Origin of the sequence: Paraburkholderia sp. D15 (assembly GCF_029910215.1) — a bacterium.
GTDB lineage: Bacteria > Pseudomonadota > Gammaproteobacteria > Burkholderiales > Burkholderiaceae > Paraburkholderia.
Genome location: NZ_CP110395.1, coordinates 630,201 through 649,423, shown reverse-complemented (window position 1 = coordinate 649,423; position 19,223 = coordinate 630,201). Strand labels below are relative to the sequence as shown.

General features: G+C 63.8%; 17 protein-coding genes. 8 read left to right on the top strand and 9 right to left on the bottom strand.

Translation table 11 applies throughout. The features are described 5' to 3' along the window. Positions 1 to 56 precede the first annotated feature (56 nt). The 4 genes from LFL96_RS02800 to LFL96_RS02785 all read right to left on the bottom strand — a co-directional run bounded on the left by LFL96_RS02800 (position 57) and on the right by LFL96_RS02785 (position 3,424). Complete coding sequence (locus tag LFL96_RS02800) at positions 57 to 1,334, bottom strand: MFS transporter (protein WP_280997770.1); 1,278 nt, start codon at positions 1,332 to 1,334, stop codon at positions 57 to 59. Between the two features lie 317 nt (positions 1,335 to 1,651). Then, complete coding sequence (locus LFL96_RS02795) at positions 1,652 to 2,218, bottom strand: YceI family protein (RefSeq protein ID WP_281000888.1); 567 nt, start codon at positions 2,216 to 2,218, stop codon at positions 1,652 to 1,654. A 73-nt stretch (positions 2,219 to 2,291) separates the two neighbouring features. Then, the gene (locus LFL96_RS02790) at positions 2,292 to 2,855 is read right to left on the bottom strand and encodes a YceI family protein (protein WP_280997769.1); all 564 of its coding nucleotides are present in this window, start codon (positions 2,853 to 2,855) and stop codon (positions 2,292 to 2,294) included. 8 nt (positions 2,856 to 2,863) lie between these two features. Continuing rightward, positions 2,864 to 3,424 (bottom strand): cytochrome b, encoded by a 561-nt coding sequence (locus LFL96_RS02785; protein ID WP_280997767.1) that lies wholly within the window; start codon positions 3,422 to 3,424, stop codon positions 2,864 to 2,866. A gap of 484 nt (positions 3,425 to 3,908) precedes the next feature. On the opposite strand from LFL96_RS02785, the gene LFL96_RS02780 reads away from it, so the two are divergent. The 4 genes from LFL96_RS02780 to LFL96_RS02765 are packed head-to-tail and all read left to right on the top strand — an operon-like array spanning position 3,909 to position 7,734. Continuing rightward, positions 3,909 to 4,685, top strand: coding sequence for a paraquat-inducible protein A (locus LFL96_RS02780; RefSeq protein WP_280997765.1), 777 nt, complete (start codon positions 3,909 to 3,911; stop codon positions 4,683 to 4,685). A gap of 7 nt (positions 4,686 to 4,692) precedes the next feature. Further along, positions 4,693 to 5,343: a paraquat-inducible protein A gene (locus LFL96_RS02775; protein WP_280997763.1), complete on the top strand. Its 651-nt coding sequence runs from the start codon at positions 4,693 to 4,695 to the stop codon at positions 5,341 to 5,343. Further along, positions 5,336 to 6,997: an MlaD family protein gene (locus tag LFL96_RS02770; RefSeq protein WP_280997760.1), complete on the top strand. Its 1,662-nt coding sequence runs from the start codon at positions 5,336 to 5,338 to the stop codon at positions 6,995 to 6,997. The genes LFL96_RS02775 and LFL96_RS02770 overlap by 8 nt, the downstream gene beginning before the upstream one ends. Beyond that, positions 6,994 to 7,734: a PqiC family protein gene (locus LFL96_RS02765; RefSeq protein WP_280997758.1), complete on the top strand. Its 741-nt coding sequence runs from the start codon at positions 6,994 to 6,996 to the stop codon at positions 7,732 to 7,734. Before LFL96_RS02770 ends, LFL96_RS02765 begins: the two co-directional genes overlap by 4 nt. A gap of 325 nt (positions 7,735 to 8,059) precedes the next feature. Here the strand turns inward: LFL96_RS02765 and LFL96_RS02760 are convergent, their stop codons facing one another. The 4 genes from LFL96_RS02760 to LFL96_RS02745 form a co-directional block, all read right to left on the bottom strand. Next, positions 8,060 to 8,506, bottom strand: a complete 447-nt coding sequence (locus tag LFL96_RS02760) for a hypothetical protein (protein WP_280997755.1) — start codon at positions 8,504 to 8,506, stop codon at positions 8,060 to 8,062. A gap of 717 nt (positions 8,507 to 9,223) precedes the next feature. Then, on the bottom strand, positions 9,224 to 10,024 hold the full coding sequence (locus LFL96_RS02755; protein WP_280997753.1) for an SDR family NAD(P)-dependent oxidoreductase: 801 nt from the start codon (positions 10,022 to 10,024) through the stop codon (positions 9,224 to 9,226). A gap of 64 nt (positions 10,025 to 10,088) precedes the next feature. Next, entirely contained in the window at positions 10,089 to 11,969 is a 1,881-nt protein-coding gene (locus tag LFL96_RS02750; protein WP_280997752.1) for a TRAP transporter large permease subunit, read from the bottom strand. Between the two features lie 6 nt (positions 11,970 to 11,975). Further along, complete coding sequence (locus LFL96_RS02745; RefSeq protein WP_280997750.1) at positions 11,976 to 12,995, bottom strand: TRAP transporter substrate-binding protein; 1,020 nt, start codon at positions 12,993 to 12,995, stop codon at positions 11,976 to 11,978. A 399-nt stretch (positions 12,996 to 13,394) separates the two neighbouring features. On the opposite strand from LFL96_RS02745, the gene LFL96_RS02740 reads away from it, so the two are divergent. The 3 genes from LFL96_RS02740 (at position 13,395) to LFL96_RS02730 (ending at position 17,274) form a co-directional block, all read left to right on the top strand. Beyond that, positions 13,395 to 14,561 (top strand): acetyl-CoA acetyltransferase, encoded by a 1,167-nt coding sequence (locus LFL96_RS02740; protein WP_175772888.1) that lies wholly within the window; start codon positions 13,395 to 13,397, stop codon positions 14,559 to 14,561. 107 nt (positions 14,562 to 14,668) lie between these two features. Further along, positions 14,669 to 16,246, top strand: coding sequence for an acyl-CoA synthetase (locus LFL96_RS02735; RefSeq protein WP_280997747.1), 1,578 nt, complete (start codon positions 14,669 to 14,671; stop codon positions 16,244 to 16,246). A 38-nt stretch (positions 16,247 to 16,284) separates the two neighbouring features. After that, positions 16,285 to 17,274 carry an aldo/keto reductase gene (locus LFL96_RS02730; protein WP_280997745.1) on the top strand — a complete coding sequence of 330 codons (990 nt, stop codon included), beginning with the start codon at positions 16,285 to 16,287 and terminating at the stop codon, positions 17,272 to 17,274. Positions 17,275 to 17,287: 13 nt separating this feature from the next. Here the strand turns inward: LFL96_RS02730 and LFL96_RS02725 are convergent, their stop codons facing one another. Continuing rightward, the gene (locus tag LFL96_RS02725; RefSeq protein WP_281000886.1) at positions 17,288 to 18,013 is read right to left on the bottom strand and encodes a helix-turn-helix transcriptional regulator; all 726 of its coding nucleotides are present in this window, start codon (positions 18,011 to 18,013) and stop codon (positions 17,288 to 17,290) included. Positions 18,014 to 18,317: 304 nt separating this feature from the next. Between LFL96_RS02725 and LFL96_RS02720 the strand changes: the two genes are divergently transcribed. Continuing rightward, positions 18,318 to 19,223, top strand: a complete 906-nt coding sequence (locus tag LFL96_RS02720; RefSeq protein WP_280997743.1) for a DMT family transporter — start codon at positions 18,318 to 18,320, stop codon at positions 19,221 to 19,223.

Genomic DNA, 19,223 nt, shown 5'->3' with positions numbered 1-19,223 from the left:
CGTTCACCGCTTACCGCGCGTATCGCCACTGGCCTGTCGCCACGACCGCCTTTCGCTCAACGGAACCCCAGCTTGCGCCGCGCCGCGAACAAGGCCACCAGGCTGATCGCCGCCGCGAAAATCATATAGAAGCTCGGCGCCGCCTTCGACCCCGTGACGTTGATCAACCACGCGATGATGAACGGCCCGAACCCGCCGAAGACCGTCACCGCGATGTTATAGGCCAGCGACATGCCGGTCGTACGCGTCTGCACCGGAAACATCTCCGACAGCAAACCCGGCAGCGCCGCGAAGTAGCCGGTCATCAGAAAGCCGAACACGATCTGCATCGCCATCAATGTGCCGAAAGTCGGATGCGCGATCAGATACACGAACGCCGGATTGATCAGAATGAGCAGCAGCAGCGCCGAGGTCAGCATGATCGTGGTGCGCCCATGCCGGTCCGACAGATGACCGATCACCGGCGAAAACACCATCTGGATCAGCCCGGTCAACGCGATCGCCGAGAAGGCCACCGAGGGCGCCAGCCCCAACTGCTTCACCCCGAACGTCGGCATGAACAGCACGAGATAGGTCGACACGGTGCCGAGCACCACCACGCCGATCGCGATCAGGAGCCGCAGCTTCTGGCTTGCGAAGGTGTCGCGCAGCGGCGTCGTCGTGGTTTCGGCCGCGAGGAATTCGGGCGTTTCGTCGAGTTTGGTACGGATGTACCAGGCCACCGGCCCGATCAGCAAGCCGAAGAAGAACGGCACGCGCCATCCCCACGACGCCATCTGATCCGGCGAGAGGCCGCCCGTCAGCAGCACGCCGAAACCAGCGGCCAGCAAGGTGGTCAGCCCCTGGCTCGCCACCTGCCAGCTGGCGAAGAAGCCGCGCCGCCCCAGCACGTGTTCCGCGAGAAACGCCGTGGCGCTGCCGAATTCGCCGCCCGCCGAGAAACCTTGCATCAGCCGGGCGAGCACGAGGATCACCGGGGCGGCGAGGCCAATGCTCCGGTAAGTCGGCAGCACCGCGATGATCAGCGTGCCGCCCATCATCAGCAGGATCGACAGCGTCAGCGCCGCCTTGCGTCCGGCGCGGTCCGCGTACGCGCCGATCACGATCGCGCCGAGCGGCCGCATGAAGAACGACACGCCGAACGTGCCGAGCGTGAGCAGCAGCGACACCGTGTCGTTGCCCGCCGGGAAAAACAGCTTCGCGATGATCACCGCGAAGAATCCGTACACCACCAGGTCGAACCATTCCAACGCGTTGCCGATCGATGCGGCGACCACCGCGCGCCACGAATTCTGCCGACTGCCCGCGAGGCTTGCTGCTGTCGTTGCGTTCATCCAGATCTCCAGTTCGCGCGAGTATTTTTGACTGTAGGCTTAATGCCTGGTCCTGCCCGGTCCTGCCCGAATGGATGCGCGCACAACCAGATCGGTGCCAGCGCTCTATGTACCCGAAAAATTAAAACGAGGCGAGCGGCACATTCCCGATGCTCGTCGCATAGGCTTGCCCGCAGGCGCGTGCAACGCCCGCCGGCAGCGCCGTAGTCAATAAAAAAACCGCTCCGGCGCCGAAGCGGCCGAAGCGGTTTTTGTTGCGTCGCAGCGCGACGCCAGCCCGGTCAGGCGATCGCCTGACCGATTACCGGCTCACCCGGTCACTGCTTGATCCCTTCCGACTGGATATGCAGCCTGGTATCCATGTTGAAGCCATATTTGGCGCCGAAATCCATCCCGTAGTCGGCGCGGTTGAAATGCGCGCTCGCTTCCACGCCGCACACTTCGCGCTTGAGCACCGGATGCTGCATGCACTTGAACGAATCGATCGTCAGGTTCAGCGGCTTGGTGATGCCGCGAATCGTCAGGTTGCCGATCACTTCGACCGGCTTGTCGCCGTCGAACTTGATGTCGGTGCCCTTGTACGTGACCGACGGATACTTCGCGACGTCGAAGAACGCGTCCGTTTTCAGATGCTCGTCGAGCTTCGTGTTGCCGGTGTCGACCGAAGCGGGATCGACCGTCACGTCGACGGTGCCGGTTTTGGCCGCGCGGTCGAGCGTCACGGTGCCCGAGCTCTTCGTGAACTTGCCGCGCCACACCGACAGCCCGCCGAAGTGATCGGCCTCGAAGCTCGGATAGGTGTGGGTCGGATCGAGCTGATAGGTATCGGCCGCGAAGGCGCCAAGGGAAATCGACGAAGCCAGCGCGCCGGCGGCGATCAACAGGGATTTTTTCACTTCATGCTCCTGGGTTCGGGATGGATCGTGTGAAACCGTGGGATCTAGCGACCTTCAAAGGTCACTTGCGTGCCGCAACAATGTGAAACTTGATGACCACCTCGTCGGCGACCACCGACGTGTCCTTCCATTCGCCGGTGCCGATGTCGAACTGCGAGCGCTTGATCGGCAACGCGCCGTCGAAGACCTGCGCGCCGCCCTGCTGCGTCACCGTGACCGGCACGACCACCGTCTGCGACTTGCCCTTGATGGTCAGCTTGCCGGTCACCTTGAACTGGTTGCCGCCGGCCGGCGCGATCGCGCTCGACACGAACGTGGCGCTCGGATACGTCTTCGCGTCGAACCAGTCCTTGCCGCGCACCTGGTCGTTATAGCTCTCGTCGCCGAGGTCGTAGCTACCGACGTCGATATTGAACTGTGCGCTGCCGTCCGCAGGCTTGGCCGGATCGAACTTGATCTGCGCGGTGAATTTGCCGAACTTGCCTTCCACCGGCACGTTCATCTGTTTCGAGGTCGCCGTGACCGAGCTTTTCGCGACGTCCACCTGGGCGAGCGCGCTGCCGGCCGCGGTCAGCGAAGCCGCGGCGAAAGCGGCGAGCATGTAGCGATAGAACGAGACCTTCATGGTTATCCTTATTTGAGGAAAGGGAGCATGCGCGACAACAGCCCGTCGCGGTCCAGCCATTGATGCTTGAGCGCAGCCGCCACATGCAGCGCGACCAGCACGAGCAAGGTGTAATTCAGCGCGATGTGAACGTTCTTCAACAGTTCCTTCAGATGCGGGTCCGGCGCGATCAGACGCGGCAGCGGAATCAACCCGAGGTAGACCACCGGCACATTCGCGGCCGAGCTGTACAGATAGCCCGACGCCGGAATCGCGATCATCAGCACGTACAGCAGCAGATGCACCAGATGCGCGGCGCCACGCTGCCAGGCGGGCATGCGGCGCGGCATCGGCGGGGCGGCGTGGGTCGCGCGCCAGAGGATGCGCAGCACGGCGAGCGCGAACACCGTCACGCCAATCCACTTGTGCCAGGAGAAGTAGCGCAGCTTGGTGGGCGTGAAACCGGGGATGTCGGTCATTACCCAGCCGAGTCCGAAGCCGCACACGATCAGCAGCGCGATCAGCCAGTGAAAGGCGATGGCGGTCCGCGTGTACGACTCCCGGCCGGCGAACGAAGGATTGAGTGCCATGACAGGTCAACGCAAGCTAAGAGAAGTAAACGGTGCGAACCGCCCGGTTGTTCCCGGCGCCGCCGCGTGCGGCATCGGCTTGTACGGCAGGCGGGAACGGCAATTGCATAGGCCAAGGCCGCATGCTACCCCAAGCACGAAAAGCTGGCTGTGGGCGCGGCGCGGATGGGCCGGTGCGAATGCACCCCACATTGAACAATAAGGGACGGAGAGTGTCACAAGGGATGCCTGATAGCGACCAAAGCGGTAAGAAGCCGCGCTATAAGACGACATGGTGGCGCGAGGCCAGCCCGGCGGAACCCTTCCCTTGCCGGTCTGGCCGACGATCGGCCGAGGCGCCGCCGATACGATCGGGGGTCGCGTTTGGTACTATTGCTGCACCCTTTTTTCCGCATGTTCTTTCGCTGGTCCATTTACAGCGTTTCACCAGCCTCGCCATAAACCGGCATAGCCCCGCTCCCCTTGACCGTTAGCCCTCTGCCGAATGGAACATGACAACCTGATCGCGTGCCATGAATGCGATACGCTGTTCCGCAAGCCCCGGCTTGTCGGGCGCACGTCCGCGCGCTGTCCGCGCTGCGGCGCGACGCTGTATCGCGGCGTTTCGCGCCGGCTCGACAAGATCAGCGCGATGACGCTGGCCGCGCTGATCACCTTCCTGATCGCGCAGGGTTTTCCGATCGTCGAACTGGAAACCAACGGCATCACCTCGCAGACCACGCTGTTCGGCGCGCTGGTCGCGCTGTGGGGCGAGGACATGCAGATCGTCGCCGTGATGGTGTTCTGCTCGACCATCCTGTTTCCGCTGACCGAACTCGTCGCGCTGCTGTACGTGCTGATCCCGTTGCGCGCGGGCTATGTGCCCGCCGGCTTCAATCGCGTGTTGCGCGCGATCCAGTTCGTGCGGCCGTGGGGGATGATCGAAGTCTTCATGCTCGGCGTGCTCATCACGATCGTGAAGATGGTGAGCCTCGCGCGCGTGATTCCCGAAGCCGCGCTGTTCGCGTTCGGCGTGCTCACGCTGATGTTCGCGGTGGTCGTCACGTTCGACCCGCGCATTCTGTGGGACCTCGCCGACGAACTCGGCGACCTCGGCCAGCGTCCGCTGCCGCGCACCTCCGCCGATAGCGCGGCGGTGGCCGTCAACACGCAGGCCGGCCCGCCCGCGCCGCCCGAGATACGCGACGCCGACCACCCCGCGACGGGCGACGCGTTGCCGCCCGGCCTCTCGCCGGCGCCGCCGACGCCCCGTGAAGGATGAGCCCGCGATGAAATACATCACCGCGAAACGCGCCGGCCTCCTGAGCTGCCACGCATGCGGCCGGGTCGAGCCGCGCATCCGTTCGGTCACGCCGCAGCACTGCGGACGCTGCGGCGCGCGCCTGCACTCGCGCAACCGGGACAGCCTGATGCGCACATGGGCGCTGCTGATCGCCGCCGCGCTGCTGTATATTCCCGCGAACCTGCTGCCGGTGATGCACACCGCTTCGCTGCTCGGGTCCGAGGACGACACCATCATGAGCGGCGTCGTGTACTTCTGGACCTCGGGCGACTGGCCGCTCGCGGTCATCGTGTTCATCGCCAGCATCATGGTGCCGATGCTCAAGCTGAGCGTGCTCGCGCTGCTCACCATCACCGCGCAGCGCCGCTCGCGCTGGCGGCCGGAGCAACGCACCACGCTGTACCGGATGGTCGAGCGCATCGGCCGCTGGTCGATGCTCGACGTGTTCGTCGTCACGCTGACCGTGGCGCTGGTGCGCTTCAAGTCGCTTGCCGTCATCACGGCCGGACCCGGCGCGATCGCGTTCGGCTGCGTGGTGATTCTGACGATGATGGCATCCATGCAATTCGATCCACGGCTCATCTGGGACAACGTGGAAAGCCGTACCCAAAAACCTCAGGACCCCGATCATGACTAGCCCGCAAGGACCGACGCCCGCTTCCGATGAGGCGCCGCGCAGCGATTCGAACGGACCGAAGCTGCCGCCTCAACTCCCGGACCCCGACATCGAGCCGCGCAGCCGCTGGCTGCCGTCACTCGTCTGGGTGATTCCGCTGATCGCCGCGCTGATTGGCATCGCGCTGGTGATCAAGTCGGTGACCGAGAAAGGTCCGACCATCACCATCAGCTTCATCAGCGCCGAGGGTCTCGAACCCGGCAAGACCAAGGTCAAGTACAAGGACGTCGACGTCGGCTCGGTGAAGACCATCACGCTGTCGAAGGATCTGTCGCACGTGCTGGTGCAGGTGCAGTTGACCAAGGAAGGCGAGGACTTCGCGGTCAAGGACTCGCGCTTCTGGGTGGTGCGTCCGCGGGTCGGCGCGAGCGGCGTGTCGGGCTTGACCACGCTGCTGTCCGGCGCGTATATCGGCGCGGACGCCGGCCATTCGCCGGATACCGAAAAGAACTTCGTCGGCCTCGAAACGCCGCCGCCGATCACTGGCGACCAGAAGGGTCACCAGTTCATCCTGCACGGCGATTCGCTCGGTTCGATCGACATCGGCTCGCCGATTTTCTACCGGCGCGTGCAGGTCGGCCAGGTCGTGGGCTTCTCGCTCGACAAGGACGGCACTGGCGTGACGATGCAGGTGTTCGTGTCCGCGCCGTTCGACCAGTACGTCGGCACGAACTCGCGCTGGTGGCATGCGAGCGGCGTCGATCTGCGGCTCGATTCGAGCGGCTTCAAGCTGAATACGCAGTCGCTGGCGACGGTGATCGTCGGCGGTTTGTCGTTCCAGTCGCCGCCGGGCCAGGGCGTGGGCGCGCAGGCGCCGAACAACATGACGTTCCGGCTGGGTTCGGACGAAGCCGACGCGATGCGCGAGCCGGACGGTGTGCCGTTGCGCGTGGTGATGAATTTCAATCAGTCGCTGCGTGGTCTGTCGGTCGGCGCGCCGGTCGATTTCCGCGGCATCGTGCTGGGACAGGTGACGAACATCAACATCGATTACGACCCGAAGACGCGCAACTTCACGATGCCGGTGACGATGAATCTGTATCCGGACCGGCTCGGCAAGCGCTTCCGCGAAACGGCGCCGGCACCGGGCACGCTCGCGGGTCAGACCTTGCTGCAGCAACTGGTCAAGCACGGTTTGCGTGGCCAGTTGCGCACCGGCAATCTGATCACGAGCCAGTTGTACGTGGCGTTGGACATGTTCCCGAAGGCGGCGCCGGCGACGGTCGACGTGACGAGCGATCCGCTTGAGCTGCCGACGATCCCGAACACGCTCGACGAGCTGCAACTGCAGGTGGCGGACATTGCGAAGAAGCTCGACAAGGTGCCGTTCGACCAGATTGGCGACAACCTGAACAGCGCGTTGAAGAACGCGGATCAGTTGTTCACGCGACTCGACAAGGAAGTGGTGCCGCAGGCGCGGGACACGCTGGCGGCGGCGAAGCAGACGTTCGGTTCGGCCGAGGCGACGTTGCAGCAGGATTCGCCGTTGCAGTCGGACGTGCATCAGGCGTTGCAGGAATTGACGCGGACGTTGCAGTCGCTGAATGCGTTGTCGGATTATCTGGAGCGTCATCCCGAGTCGCTGTTGCGCGGTAAAACAGGAGATAAACCATGATGTTTGACCGGCTTTCCCGCTCGACGCGCGGGTTTGTGCGCGGGGTCGTTGGTGTTGGCGCTTTGGCCGGAATGGTGTTGGCGGCGACGGGGTGTTCGTCGCCGGCTAGCCGGTTTTATACGTTGGGCGATGCTGGGGCGACGGGGGCGGCTACGGTCCGGAGTTCGGCTGCGCCGGGCTGGTTGATCGAGGTCGCGCCGGTGGATGTGCCGCCGGCGGTCGCCAAGAATCAACTGGTTGTGCAGACGGGGCCGACGCAGGTCAAGGTGCTTGAAGAGCAGCGCTGGGCTTCGTTGCCGGGGGATGAGATTCGGCGGGCTTTGTCGACGAATCTGACGCAGCAGCTCAATACCATCGATGTGTATGGGACCGCTCGCGCGGATGGGGTGCCGGTTTATCGCGTGAGCATGAATGTGCAGCGGTTTGAGTCGTGGCCTGGGTCACATGCGCTTATTGACGCGGTCTGGAGTGTTCGGGCTGTGCGGAGTGGGGCTGTCATGACTTGCCGGAGTGTTGTGAGTCAACCTGTCGGTGGGTCTTATGACTCCGTCGTTGACGGGCATCGGAAGGCTTTGATGCAAATCTCCATGCAGGTTGCTGGGGCTGTGCGGGGGATGGTTGCGGCTTCGCGTGGTGTGGATTCGCAAGGGCGGGGGGTTGGGGTTGGGGTTGGGGTTGGGAAGGCTTCGCAGGTTGTTGTGCCGGGGTGTCCTTCTGCAGGTGCTGATGGGGGTTGAAGTTGGAGGCTTTTTTTTGCCTGTGCGGCGCTTTGGTGGTTTGACTGATGGGGTTGGCCTTTCCTTGTTGTCTTAGTGGTCTATTAGCGTCGCCCCTGTGCGGGGCAGGCACTTACTTTCTTTGCCGCCGCAAAGAAAGTAAGCAAAGAAAGCGGCTTCACACCGCTAATTCTTAAGCGGAGCCCTCGCACAGTCCCCGTAGTGGTGCATCTGGAATCTGCGTTCTCGCACATTCCGCGTTCGTGACACAGCAGTCATTCCTCCGGCGACGCTGCGCGCGCCGTGCGCCAGCGCTGGGGGCGCGGGTTCGCTTTGCGAATCTCTTTTAGTGCGCCGTCGCCGTGCGGCGCGTCGGAATTTTTGAGCGGGTTCGGCGGCTCGGCCCCGGCGATGTGCTCGCCGTAGCGCCATTTTCTGATGCCGCCTTCGCCAGCAATTTCGTCGCGTAGCGTGCAGTCAATTGCGTCTGCGGAACGCCTCGCGCATCCAGCGCAATAATGCCGTACAACTCACGGTCGACGTCCACTTCGCGTCGGTACGCTTCGCCCGTTTCTATCCATAAACCCAACAACGTCCTTTGTCGCGCTCGCTCATCCATCGTCGTCGCTGGGTTCTGGTAGATCGACGTCGCCAACGTCAACAAATTCTCCAATTGCTCACCATGACGCTCAATAAGCCGAAACGCCGATAACGCCAGCCTCTCGTATTGATCCCCATCAACAGGCGTACGCCCTCTACCCCCCGATCGAGCTTTCTTCGACGTCTTACTCATCTGCGATCTCCCATCTCTTACTCAGATCGCCCAGCATCACTTCAAAAATGGGTGAGCGGGCACATTGACGGGATTAGCAGACCGGTACGTATCACCAAAAACCGGCGAGCCGCGAGGCTCCCCCACCAAGGCCCGCCCAATGTAATGAGACGTGCAACGGCAGCCGCACATCTGCATGAGCAAACCTGCGGGGCGATACGTTTGTCAGGCTGCTAAACCTGTCGTCGTGACGTGCACGACAAAACGAGTCTAAGACGTGGGCTTGTTGAGGTGATCACTCGACCGAGCTAAATAGTGCGCGTCGGCCGCATTTCCGAAATTTCCCAACGCAGGTGTCAGATTTCCACGAAATCAGCAATGCCAACTGAATCTTCGCAGGTCTCCAAAGAGGTTTCACGAAAAAAGCGACCAAGATGACCGGCATCCCGTCAGGCCGACCGCCACGGCGCGCGCAGCGTCGCGGGAGGAATGACTGCTGTGTCACGAACGCGGAGTGTGCGAGAACACAGATTCCAGATGCACCACTACCGGTACTGTGCGAGGGCTCCGCTTAAGAATTAGCGGTGTGAAGCCGCTTTCTTTGCTTACTTTCTTTGCGGCGGCAAAGAAAGTAAGTGCCTGCCCCGCACAGGGGCGACGCTAATAGACCACTAAGACAACAAGGAAAGGCCAAAACAGAAAACAACCAAGACCAAACCCAAACCCAACCCCAAACCCTCAAATCTCCAAAACCCCAGCCGCCATAAACCCCCCATCAACCGGCACAGTCTGCCCATTAACATAAGAAGCCTGCTCAGAGCAAAGAAACTGCACAACAGCAGCAATCTCCGCAGGAACCCCATACCGTTTAGCCGGCACCGCCCGCGTGTAATTATCCCTGGCCACCTGCGAATGCAGATCAACGGTCATAGGCGTATCAACAGGCCCAGGCGCCACGCCATTAGTCGTAATCCCATATTCGGCCAGTTCAATCGCCATCTGCCGCGTCAGCCCCACCACGGCAGCCTTCGACGTCCCATACGCCGTCCTCCCCGAACTCGCCCGCAACCCGCTCACCGACGCAATATTCACAATCCTCCCCCACCCATTGCGCCGCATCAGTCTGGCCGCCCGCTGCCCGCACAGCATTGGCCCGGTGACATTCACATCGAACACCTTCCGCCAATGCTCGACCGGATACTCAAGAAACGAAAACGTCTTGGCGATCCCCGCGTTATTGACCAGAATGTCGCAACGCCCAAACTGGCTTTCGATCGCATCGAACGCCGCATCGATCGAAGCCGGCGCGGACACGTCAAGCTGCACAGCGTAAGCCTCGTGCCCCGCCGCGCACAGCGCACCGGCAAGATCCTCCGCGGCATGCGCATTGATATCGCCGATAAAAACGATATGCCCCGCTTCCGCCAACTGCTGCGAAATAGCCGCGCCAATACCAGCGCCGCCGCCAGTAACCAGCGCAACGCGCGGATGAGCAAGAGGAGAACGGTCAGGACGAGAAACATCGGTATTCAGATTCACAGCGAACTCTCGAATGTGTAAAAACCGCGTGAAGAAATAAAAACAGCCTGCGTCCAAAGCACTGTCAGTTCAAAAACCCCGTCGACAGCCACGGCACGAACGCCACCACCAGCAACGCAATAAACAACGCGCCGAGATAACCCCACACGCGTCCCATCACGCGATCCGGCGTCACCTTGCCGATCGCGCACGCCGCGTAGAAACCGACTCCCATCGGCGGCGCGAACAAACCGAGCCCCATCGACAGAATCACCACCATCGCGTAGTGAACATCGTGAATGCCGAGCGCCCGCGCCACCGGAAACAACAGCGGTCCGAACAGCACGATCGCGGGAATCCCTTCGAGTACGCTGCCCAGCACCACGAACAGCACGATCGATACGCACAGGAACGCGCGCGGTCCGCCCGGCATCTGCTCCATCGCCGCCACCAGCGACGCGGAAAAGCCCGACTGCGTCAGCGCCCACGCCATCGCGGTGGCAAGACCGATGATCAGCAGAATCGCGCCGGACAGACTCGCGGTATCGAGCAGCAAGCCATACATCCGCCGCCATTCGATACGCCGTCCGCACAGATGCAACAGCACCCCCGCGATCAGCGTATAGGCGATACCGATGGTCGACACCTCGGTCGCGGTGGCCGCCCCTTCGATCACCACCACGCGGATCAACATCGGCAACGCCAGCGCGGGAATCGCAATCACGAAGGTGCGCAGGATCGTGCGCAACGGCGCGCGAGTCGCGTGGCTCGGCGGCTCGTGTCGCGCACGCCGCCAGCAGACGAAGCCGATCGCGATCGTCGCGATCACCGCCGGCATGATTCCGCCCACGAACAGCGCGGTGATCGACACGCCGCAGACCGCGCCGATCGTGATCAGCACGAGGCTCGGCGGAATCGTTTCGGTCATCGCGCCAGTGGACGACAGCAACGCCACCAGTTCCTCGGGTTTCGCGCCGCGCCGTTGCATCTCGGGGAACAACGCGGGTGCGATCGCCGCCATGTCGGCGGCTTTCGCGCCGGAGATGCCGGACACCAGAAACATCGCGCCGACCAGCACGTACTGCAGACCGCCACGCACATGGCCAAGCAACGCGGCCATGAAGTCGATCAGACAACGCGCCAGTCCGCTCAGCTCCAGCAACGCGCCGAGCAGCACGAACAGCGGCACCGCGAGCAATACGAGGTTCGCCATGCCCTCGTCCATGCGGCTCACCACCACGCCCAGCGGCGCATGCGTCATCATCACCAGATAGGCGAGCGTCGCGGTGCCGAAGCTGAAGGCGATCGGCACGCCACCCGCCACGCACAAGCCCACCAGCACGACGAAGAACACGATCAGGTTGAGATTGCCGAGCGCGAGCAGCGCCGGTTGCGCGATCCACAATCCCGCGGCGATCGCGCCGGCCGTCAGCAACGCGCCGATGAACTGCCCCGGGCTGACTTCCCGGACGATGCGCGCGAGCGAAGCCAGCAGCATCAGCACCGCGCCGACCGGCAACGCCGCGCAGCGCCAGCCGTCCGGCACCTGCAGCGCGGGCGTGCTGACCGGCATCTGCAGATTCATGTGCTCGATGGCCGGCGTGATGATCAGCGCGACGAATGCGCAGACCGTCAACGCGCTGACCGCTTCGAGCCAGCCACGCCATTTCGCCGGCAACCGCGAGACGATCGCGGTGAGCCGCATGTGCGCGCCGCGATGCAACGCGAGCACGGCCCCGAGCATCGCCAGCCAGCTGAACAGGATCGACGCGAGTTCGTCCGACCAGATCAACGGCTGGTTGAGTCCATAACGAAAGATCACGCCGCACAGCAGAATCGCCGTCTCGGCGACCACGAGGCAGGCGGCCAGCGCGCCCACGCCATGCATCACCCAATCGACGGCGGCGATCACGCCGCGCGCGAGCCAGCCGTCGTTTTCCAGTTTCTTCGTCAGAGTCAGATGCATGGCGTATCAGGCGAGCTTGCCGGTGTATTTTTCGAGAGCGGTCCACGCGTCGTCGCCGAACTTCTTGTGCCAGTCGGCGTAGAAGCCCGCGGCAGTCAGTTGCTTGCGGAACGCGTTGATATCGACGTCGTTGAATTGCAGTCCCTTCGACTTCAGATCGGGCATCAGCGACGCGTTCAGCTTCGCGACGTCCGCGCGCTCCTTCAACGCCGCATCGTTGACGGCGTTCTGCACGACGGTTTGCAGGTCTTTCGGCAGACGCGCGAACGACTGCTTGTTGGCGAGAAACCAGAAGCCGTCCCACATGTGATTGGTCAGCGAGCAATACTTCTGCACTTCGTAAAGCTTGGCCGCCGTGATGGTGGCGAGCGGGTTCTCCTGCCCTTCCACCACGCGCGTCTGCAGCGACGAATACACCTCGGAAAAATTGATGCTGGCCGGCGACGCGCCGAGCGCCTGGAACATCGACGTCCAGATCGGGCTCATCGGCACGCGCAGCTTGATGCCCTTGAGATCGGCCGGCAGATGGATCGGCCGCGTGCTGGTGGTGGTCTGGCGGTAGCCGTTGTCCCAGATCCTGTCGAACGCGAACACGGAGGTCTTCGCGATCTCCTGGCGCACGCGTTCGCCAAGCGTGCCGTCGAGCGCGCTCCATACCTGGTCGTAGTCCTTGAACGCAAAGCCCACGCCGGTGATCTGCGCGGCCGGCACCAGCGTGCCGAGAATCAGCGGCGACAGCGTGAAGTAGTCGATGGCGCCGGAGCGAACCTGCGACAGCATGTCCGTATCGCTACCGAGTTGGTTGTTCGGGTACACCTGAAAGTCGACACGTCCCTTGCTTTCCGACGCGATGCGCGCCGCGGCCTCTTTCGCGCGGAGGTTCATCGGATGCGTCGCGGGCAGATTGTTCGCGTACTTGAGAGTGAACTCGGCCGCGTGCGCATTGCGGCCGTGCAGGCCGGCGAACGACGCGGCGGCGGCAAGTGAGGCACATTTGAGAAAGTCGCGCCGGGAAGTAACGCTCATCGTCTGTCTCCTGAGTTTTATGTTTGCCGCATCGAAGGCGGGCATCCAGGCAAAAGCAAATTGAATGCCATTGGTGACGAGGCACGCGGGCCGTGGCGTTGCGGCGTGCGGTACGGGTTATTGCCAGGCCGCGGCGGGCGTGCAGGTGTCGAGCGTGTGCGACACCTGTCGCAGGGTTTGTGTCGCACACGGGCGGGTCGATCGAACATGACGGGCGCGGTGTTCCCGCTCGAATCGCATCGCGCGTTTTCGGTGGCGAGGCGAGACGCGGCAAGGCATGGCAAGGCTTCGCGCGGCGCCCGCCTCGCGCGTGGCGCGCCGCGGCTCGCGATATCGGCACGCGATTGGCCTGGCTCTTGCATTGAGCGTCGCCATCACCAAGCCAAGGAGCTGTTCGTTATGCAACCGACCATCATCGGATGGAGCCATATCCCGTTCGGCAAACTCGACGCGCTCGACATCGAACGCATGATTGCCGACACCGCGCACGGCGCGATCGATCACGCCGGCATCGAAGCCGGCCAGATCGATTCGATTCACGTGGGGACGTTCAACGGCGGTTTCGTCTATCAGGACTTTCCGTCCGCGCTTGTCTTCAACGCGATTCCCGAGTTGCGTTTCACGTCGACCGTGCGCTGCGAAAACGCCTGCTCGACCGGTTCGGCCGCCGTGTATTCCGCGCTTGACGCGCTGCGCTCCGGCCGCTCGGCCTGCGCGCTGGTGATCGGCTACGAGAAGATGACGAGCCTGCCCACCGCCGAAGTCGGCAAGGTGCTGCAGAAGTGTTCGTACGCGAGCGAGGAAGCGGACGTGCCGGGCGGCTTCGCCGGCATCTTCGGCCAGCTCGCACAGACTTATTTCGACCGCTATGGCGACCAGTCGGACGCGCTCGCGGCGATCGCCGCGAAGAACCATCGCAACGGCGTGTCGAATCCGTACGCGCATATGCGGCGCGATTTCGGCTACGACTTCTGCCGCACGCCGTCGGAGAAAAATCCGTTCGTGGCCGGCCCGCTGAAACGCACCGACTGTTCGATGATCTCCGACGGCGCGGCAGCCATGATCATCGCGTCGCCGGAGATCGCGCGGCGCACCCGCCACGCGGTCGAGTTTCGCGCGACGGTTCAGGTCAGCGACTATCTGCCGCTCTCGCGTCGCGATCCGATCGCGTTCGACGGCGCACGGCTCGCGTGGAAGCAAGGTCTCGCGCAAGCCGGCATGACGCTCGACGATCTCTCGCTGGTCGAAACCCACGACTGCTTCACGATCGCCGAACTGATCGAATACGAAGCGATGGGACTGGCCGAACCGGGACAAGGCGCGCGCGTGATTCTCGACGGCGTGACGACGAAACAGGGGCGCCTGCCGGTGAATGCATCGGGCGGGCTGAAGGCGAAGGGGCATCCGGTCGGCGCGACCGGCGTGTCGATGCACGTGATGGCGGCGATGCAGGTCAGCGGCCAGGCCGGCGAGATGCAGATTCCGAATGCGCGCACAGCCGGCGTCTTCAACATGGGTGGCGCGGCGGTGACCAACTATCTGAGCATTCTCGAGGCACGCCGCTAAGCGACACCACTGGGCGACACCGCCGCGCGACGCCACTGAGGCGCGCCATCGAACGCACGCCGCCGATGCGCGCCGCTCCCCTTCCCCTTTTCGAAAGCACTTTGCGTATGTTGACCACCGTCATGAACCTCGGGAATCTGCTGACCGACGCAGCCCGGCGCCACCCCGATCAACCCGCCTTCATCCACGCCGGCAACAGCACGAGCTGGGATCAACTCAACGCCCGTGTCGACGCGGTCGCGCACGGCCTGAGCCGGCTCGGCGTCGGCAAGGGCGACCGCATTCTCGTGCACTCGCGCAACAACCTGGCGCTGTTCGAAAGCGCGTGGATCGCGTTCAAGCTCGGCGCCGTGTGGGTGCCGACCAACTGCCGGATCACCGCGCCGGAAGCCGCCTATCTCGGCGAATCGAGCGGCGCGAAGGCGATGATCTACGAAGCCGGTTTCGACGCGCACGTCGACGCGGTGCGGGCCGCGTCCCCAGCGCTACAGCACGTGATCGCGATCGGCGCGCCGCGCGCCGGCGAACTCGCGTACGAAACGCTCGCCTGTCAGCTCGACGCGCCGCCCTTCGTCGCGTGCGAAGTGGATCGCGACGATCCGCTGTGGTTCTTCTATACGTCCGGCACCACCGGCCGCCCGAAGGCCGGCGTGCTCACGCATGGGCAGATGGCCTTCGTGCTGACCAACCACATCGCCGATCTGATGCCCGGTCTGAGCCCGGCGTCGCGGTCGCTCGTGGTGGCGCCGCTGTCGCACGGCGCCGGCATTCACGCGATGGTCAACGTGGCGCGCGCGGCGGCCAGCGTGCTGCCCGCCTCCGAAAAACTCGACGCCGAGGAAGCGTGGGCGCTGGTGCAGGAACACCGGATCGACAACCTGTTCACCGTGCCGACCATCGTCAAGATGCTGACCGAGCACGAATCCGTCGACCGTTACGATCACAGCTCGCTGAAATACGTGATCTACGCCGGCGCGCCGATGTATCGCGAAGACCAGAAGCATGCGCTGCGCAAGCTCGGCAAGGTGCTGGTGCAGTACTACGGGCTCGGCGAAGTGACCGGCAACATCACCGTGTTGCCGCCCGCGCTGCACAGCGCCGACGATCACGCCGACGCACGCGCCGGCACCTGCGGCTACGCGCGCACCGGCATGGAGATCGGCATTCTCGACGACGAAGGCCATCGCCTCGCGCCCGGCGCAAGCGGCGAAATCTGCGTGCGCGGACCGGCGGTGTTCGTCGGCTACTACAACAATCCCGACGCGAACGAAAAGGCCTTCCGGCACGGCTGGTTCCACACCGGCGACCTCGGTCATCTCGACGATCAGGGGTTCCTGTACATCACCGGACGCTCGTCGGACATGTACATCTCCGGCGGTTCGAACGTGTATCCACGCGAAGTCGAGGAAGCGATCCTCACGCACAAGGCCGTGCAGGAAGTCGCGGTCGTCGGCATGCCCGACGCGAAGTGGGGCGAAATCGGCGTCGCGGTGGTGGTGCTGCGCGAGGGCTGGGGACTGGAAGAGGACGCGCTGCTCGCGCATCTCGAACCGCGCCTCGCCCGCTACAAATGGCCGAAACGCTGTGTTTTCTGGGACGCATTGCCGAAGTCGGCCTACGGCAAGATCGTCAAGAAGGACATCAAGGCTTTGCTGGCGGTGCCGCAGGAAGCGTCCGCCGCCTAAGCTCAACCGGTTGATTCACTCATAAGGAAACCAATCAAATGTTGCCACGCCGCAAGCTGGGATCGCAGGGACTGGACGTATCCGCGCTGGGACTCGGATGCATGGGCATGAGCTTCGCGTACGGCCCCACCGACGACGCCGAATCGCTGCGCACGCTGCATCGCGCATTCGACCTCGGCTGCGACTTCTACGACACCGCCGAAGTGTACGGACCGTTCGAGAACGAGAAACTGCTGGCGCGCGCCTTCGAAGGGCGGCGCGAGCATATCCGGATCGCGACGAAGTTCGGCTTTCGCATCGACAACGGCAAGATCAACGGCACCGATAGCCGGCCCGCGCATATCCGCGAAGTGGTCGACGCGAGCCTGAAGCGTCTCGGCACGGACTACATCGACCTGCTCTATCAGCACCGGGTCGATCCGGAAGTGCCGATCGAAGACGTGGCCGGTACCGTCGGCGATCTCGTGAAGGAAGGCAAGGTGCTGTACTTCGGCTTGTCGGAAGCCGGTGCGCGGACCATCCGCCGCGCGCACGCGGTGCATCCGGTGACGGCGTTGCAAAGCGAGTATTCGCTGTGGGAGCGCGAGATCGAAGCCGAGATCCTGCCCTGTCTGCGCGAACTGGGGATCGGGCTGGTGCCGTTCGCGCCGCTCGGCCGCGGCTTTCTCACCGGCTCCGCGCGGCGCGCGGAAGAGTTTCCGGAAGGCGATACGCGCCGCACCTCCGACCCGCGCCTGCAAGGCGATAACTTCGACGCCAACATGCGGCTGGCCGGCGTGCTGAAGGACCTCGCGGAGCAGGCGGGCTGCACGCCCGCGCAACTCGCGCTCGCGTGGTCGCTTGCGCAAGGCAGCGACATCGTGCCGATTCCGGGCACGCGGCGCGTGGCGAACCTCGAACAGAATCTCGCCGCCGGCTCGCTGAGCATCGCGCGCTCGGTGTTGCGGCAACTCGACGAGGCCTTGCCGCGCGGCGCGACCACCGGGCCGCGCTACACCGCCGCGATGGAACGGATGGTGGACCGCTGAATGTGCCGGTGCGCTACGCGTAAAACGCGGACGGCACCACGCCGAAGTGCCGTTTGAACATCGCCGCGAACGCACTCTGGCTCGTATAGCCGTGGTCCATCGCGACGGCGAGAATTTTCTCGCCGTGCGCGAGGCACCTGAGCGCCAGCAGCAGCCGCGCCTGCTGGCGCCAGCGTCCGAACGTAATGCCGGTTTCGCGCTGGAACCAGCGGTGAAACGTCTTCTCCGACACATCCAGGGTCTGGGCCCAGGCGCCGATCGTGCGATTGTCGTCCGGCGCGGCGAGCAGGCTGTCGCACACCTCGCGCAGACGCGCATCGGTCGGCCACGGCAGATACAGCGGCAGCAGCGGCACCGCGTTCAACTCGGCCAGCAGCAACTGCATCAGATGATCGTCGCGCGAACCGGGCGCGTAGTCTTGCGGCACGTCGATCGCCGCGAGAATCAGCTCGCGCAGCAACGCATGCACTTCCACCACGCAACTGCGCGTCGGCAGATGCGCGGCCGCGCCGGGCTCGACGAACACGGTGCGCATCTTCACGTCGCCGCTCATCTGCACCGAATGATCGACGCCGGGTTCGAGCCACACGCCGCGCGTCGGCGGCACGACCCACGAGCCGGTAGCCGATTCGATCAGCATCACGCCTTCGATCGCATACAGCAATTGCGCGCGCCGGTGACGGTGCGCGGCGATCACGCTGCCGTGCGGATACCACGCGGCCATCGCCGAGACCGGCATCGGCGTGCTCTCGAACGGGACATGCGCGCCGGGTGCCGTCGGCGTTTCGTCGCGGTTGTCCACGCTGGAAGGGGCGCGTGCGTTCATGGGCGGTTTCGCGAGTTTCGCGAGCAGAGGTTGTTCATGCGGATACGCGTGGGCGTATGTCCCTGGCCGCGTGTTTGAACACGCAACTGCGCATGCGGTTGACCGTTTCGCGACAAGTGAAGACTTTTTGGCGGGAGACAGACCTGACACGCGAGCGCAACATTCCGATTCAGTTCGAAGCCCATGAATCCCATTTGATAGTTAGCCAGAGCGCGAGATGAAGAGATCGTATTTCCTGTTTCCTTTTGTGGCAATCCTGCTGTGGGCCGGCAACGTGATCGTGTCGAAGCTGTCCGCCCATACCATCGACCCGTCGGCGATCACCTTCTATCGTCTGCTGCTGGCCGTCGCGTTGATGAGCCTGTTCACGCTGAAGCCGGCCTGGCTCAATCGCGCGGCGATCATTCCGCAACTGCCCAAGCTCGCCGTACTCGGCTTCCTCGCGATGGCGCTGTTCCAGAGCCTTTCGTACGAGGCCGCGAAAACCACCACCGCCACCAACATGTCGATCATCACCGCGCTGGTGCCGCTGATGACCATGGTCGCCAGCACGCTGTTGCTCGGCGAAGCGCCTTCGGCGGGCATGGTGGGCGGCGGCATCCTGTCGCTGGTCGGCGTGGTGTATCTGATCACGCAGGGCAATCCCGCGATGCTGTTCGCCAACGGCGCGCATATCGGCGATCTGCTGATGATCTTCGCGTCGCTCGCCTATGCGATTTACGGCGTGCTGCTCAAGCGCTGGCACGTCGGGCTGCCGTCGTGGCAATCCACCTATCTGCAGGCGCTGTTCGCGCTGGTCTTCATGCTGCCCATGCTGCTGCGTCTGCCCACCGCCGAAGCGTTGCCGACCCGCGCTAGCGTGCCGCTGATCCTGTACGCCGGCGTGCTCGCCTCGGTCGTGCTGCCGTTCCTGTGGATGCAAGGCGTCAAGCATCTCGGCCCGAATCGCTGCGCACTGTTCATGAACGTGCTGCCGATCGCGACCGCGCTGATCGCCATCACGCTGCTTGGCGAGAACCTGCATCTGTATCACGTGCTCGGCGGCGGTACCGCGCTGGTCGGCGTGATCGTCGCGCAAATGTTCAAACGACCCGCCGCGCAAGCCGCCGCGACGCAGGAATGA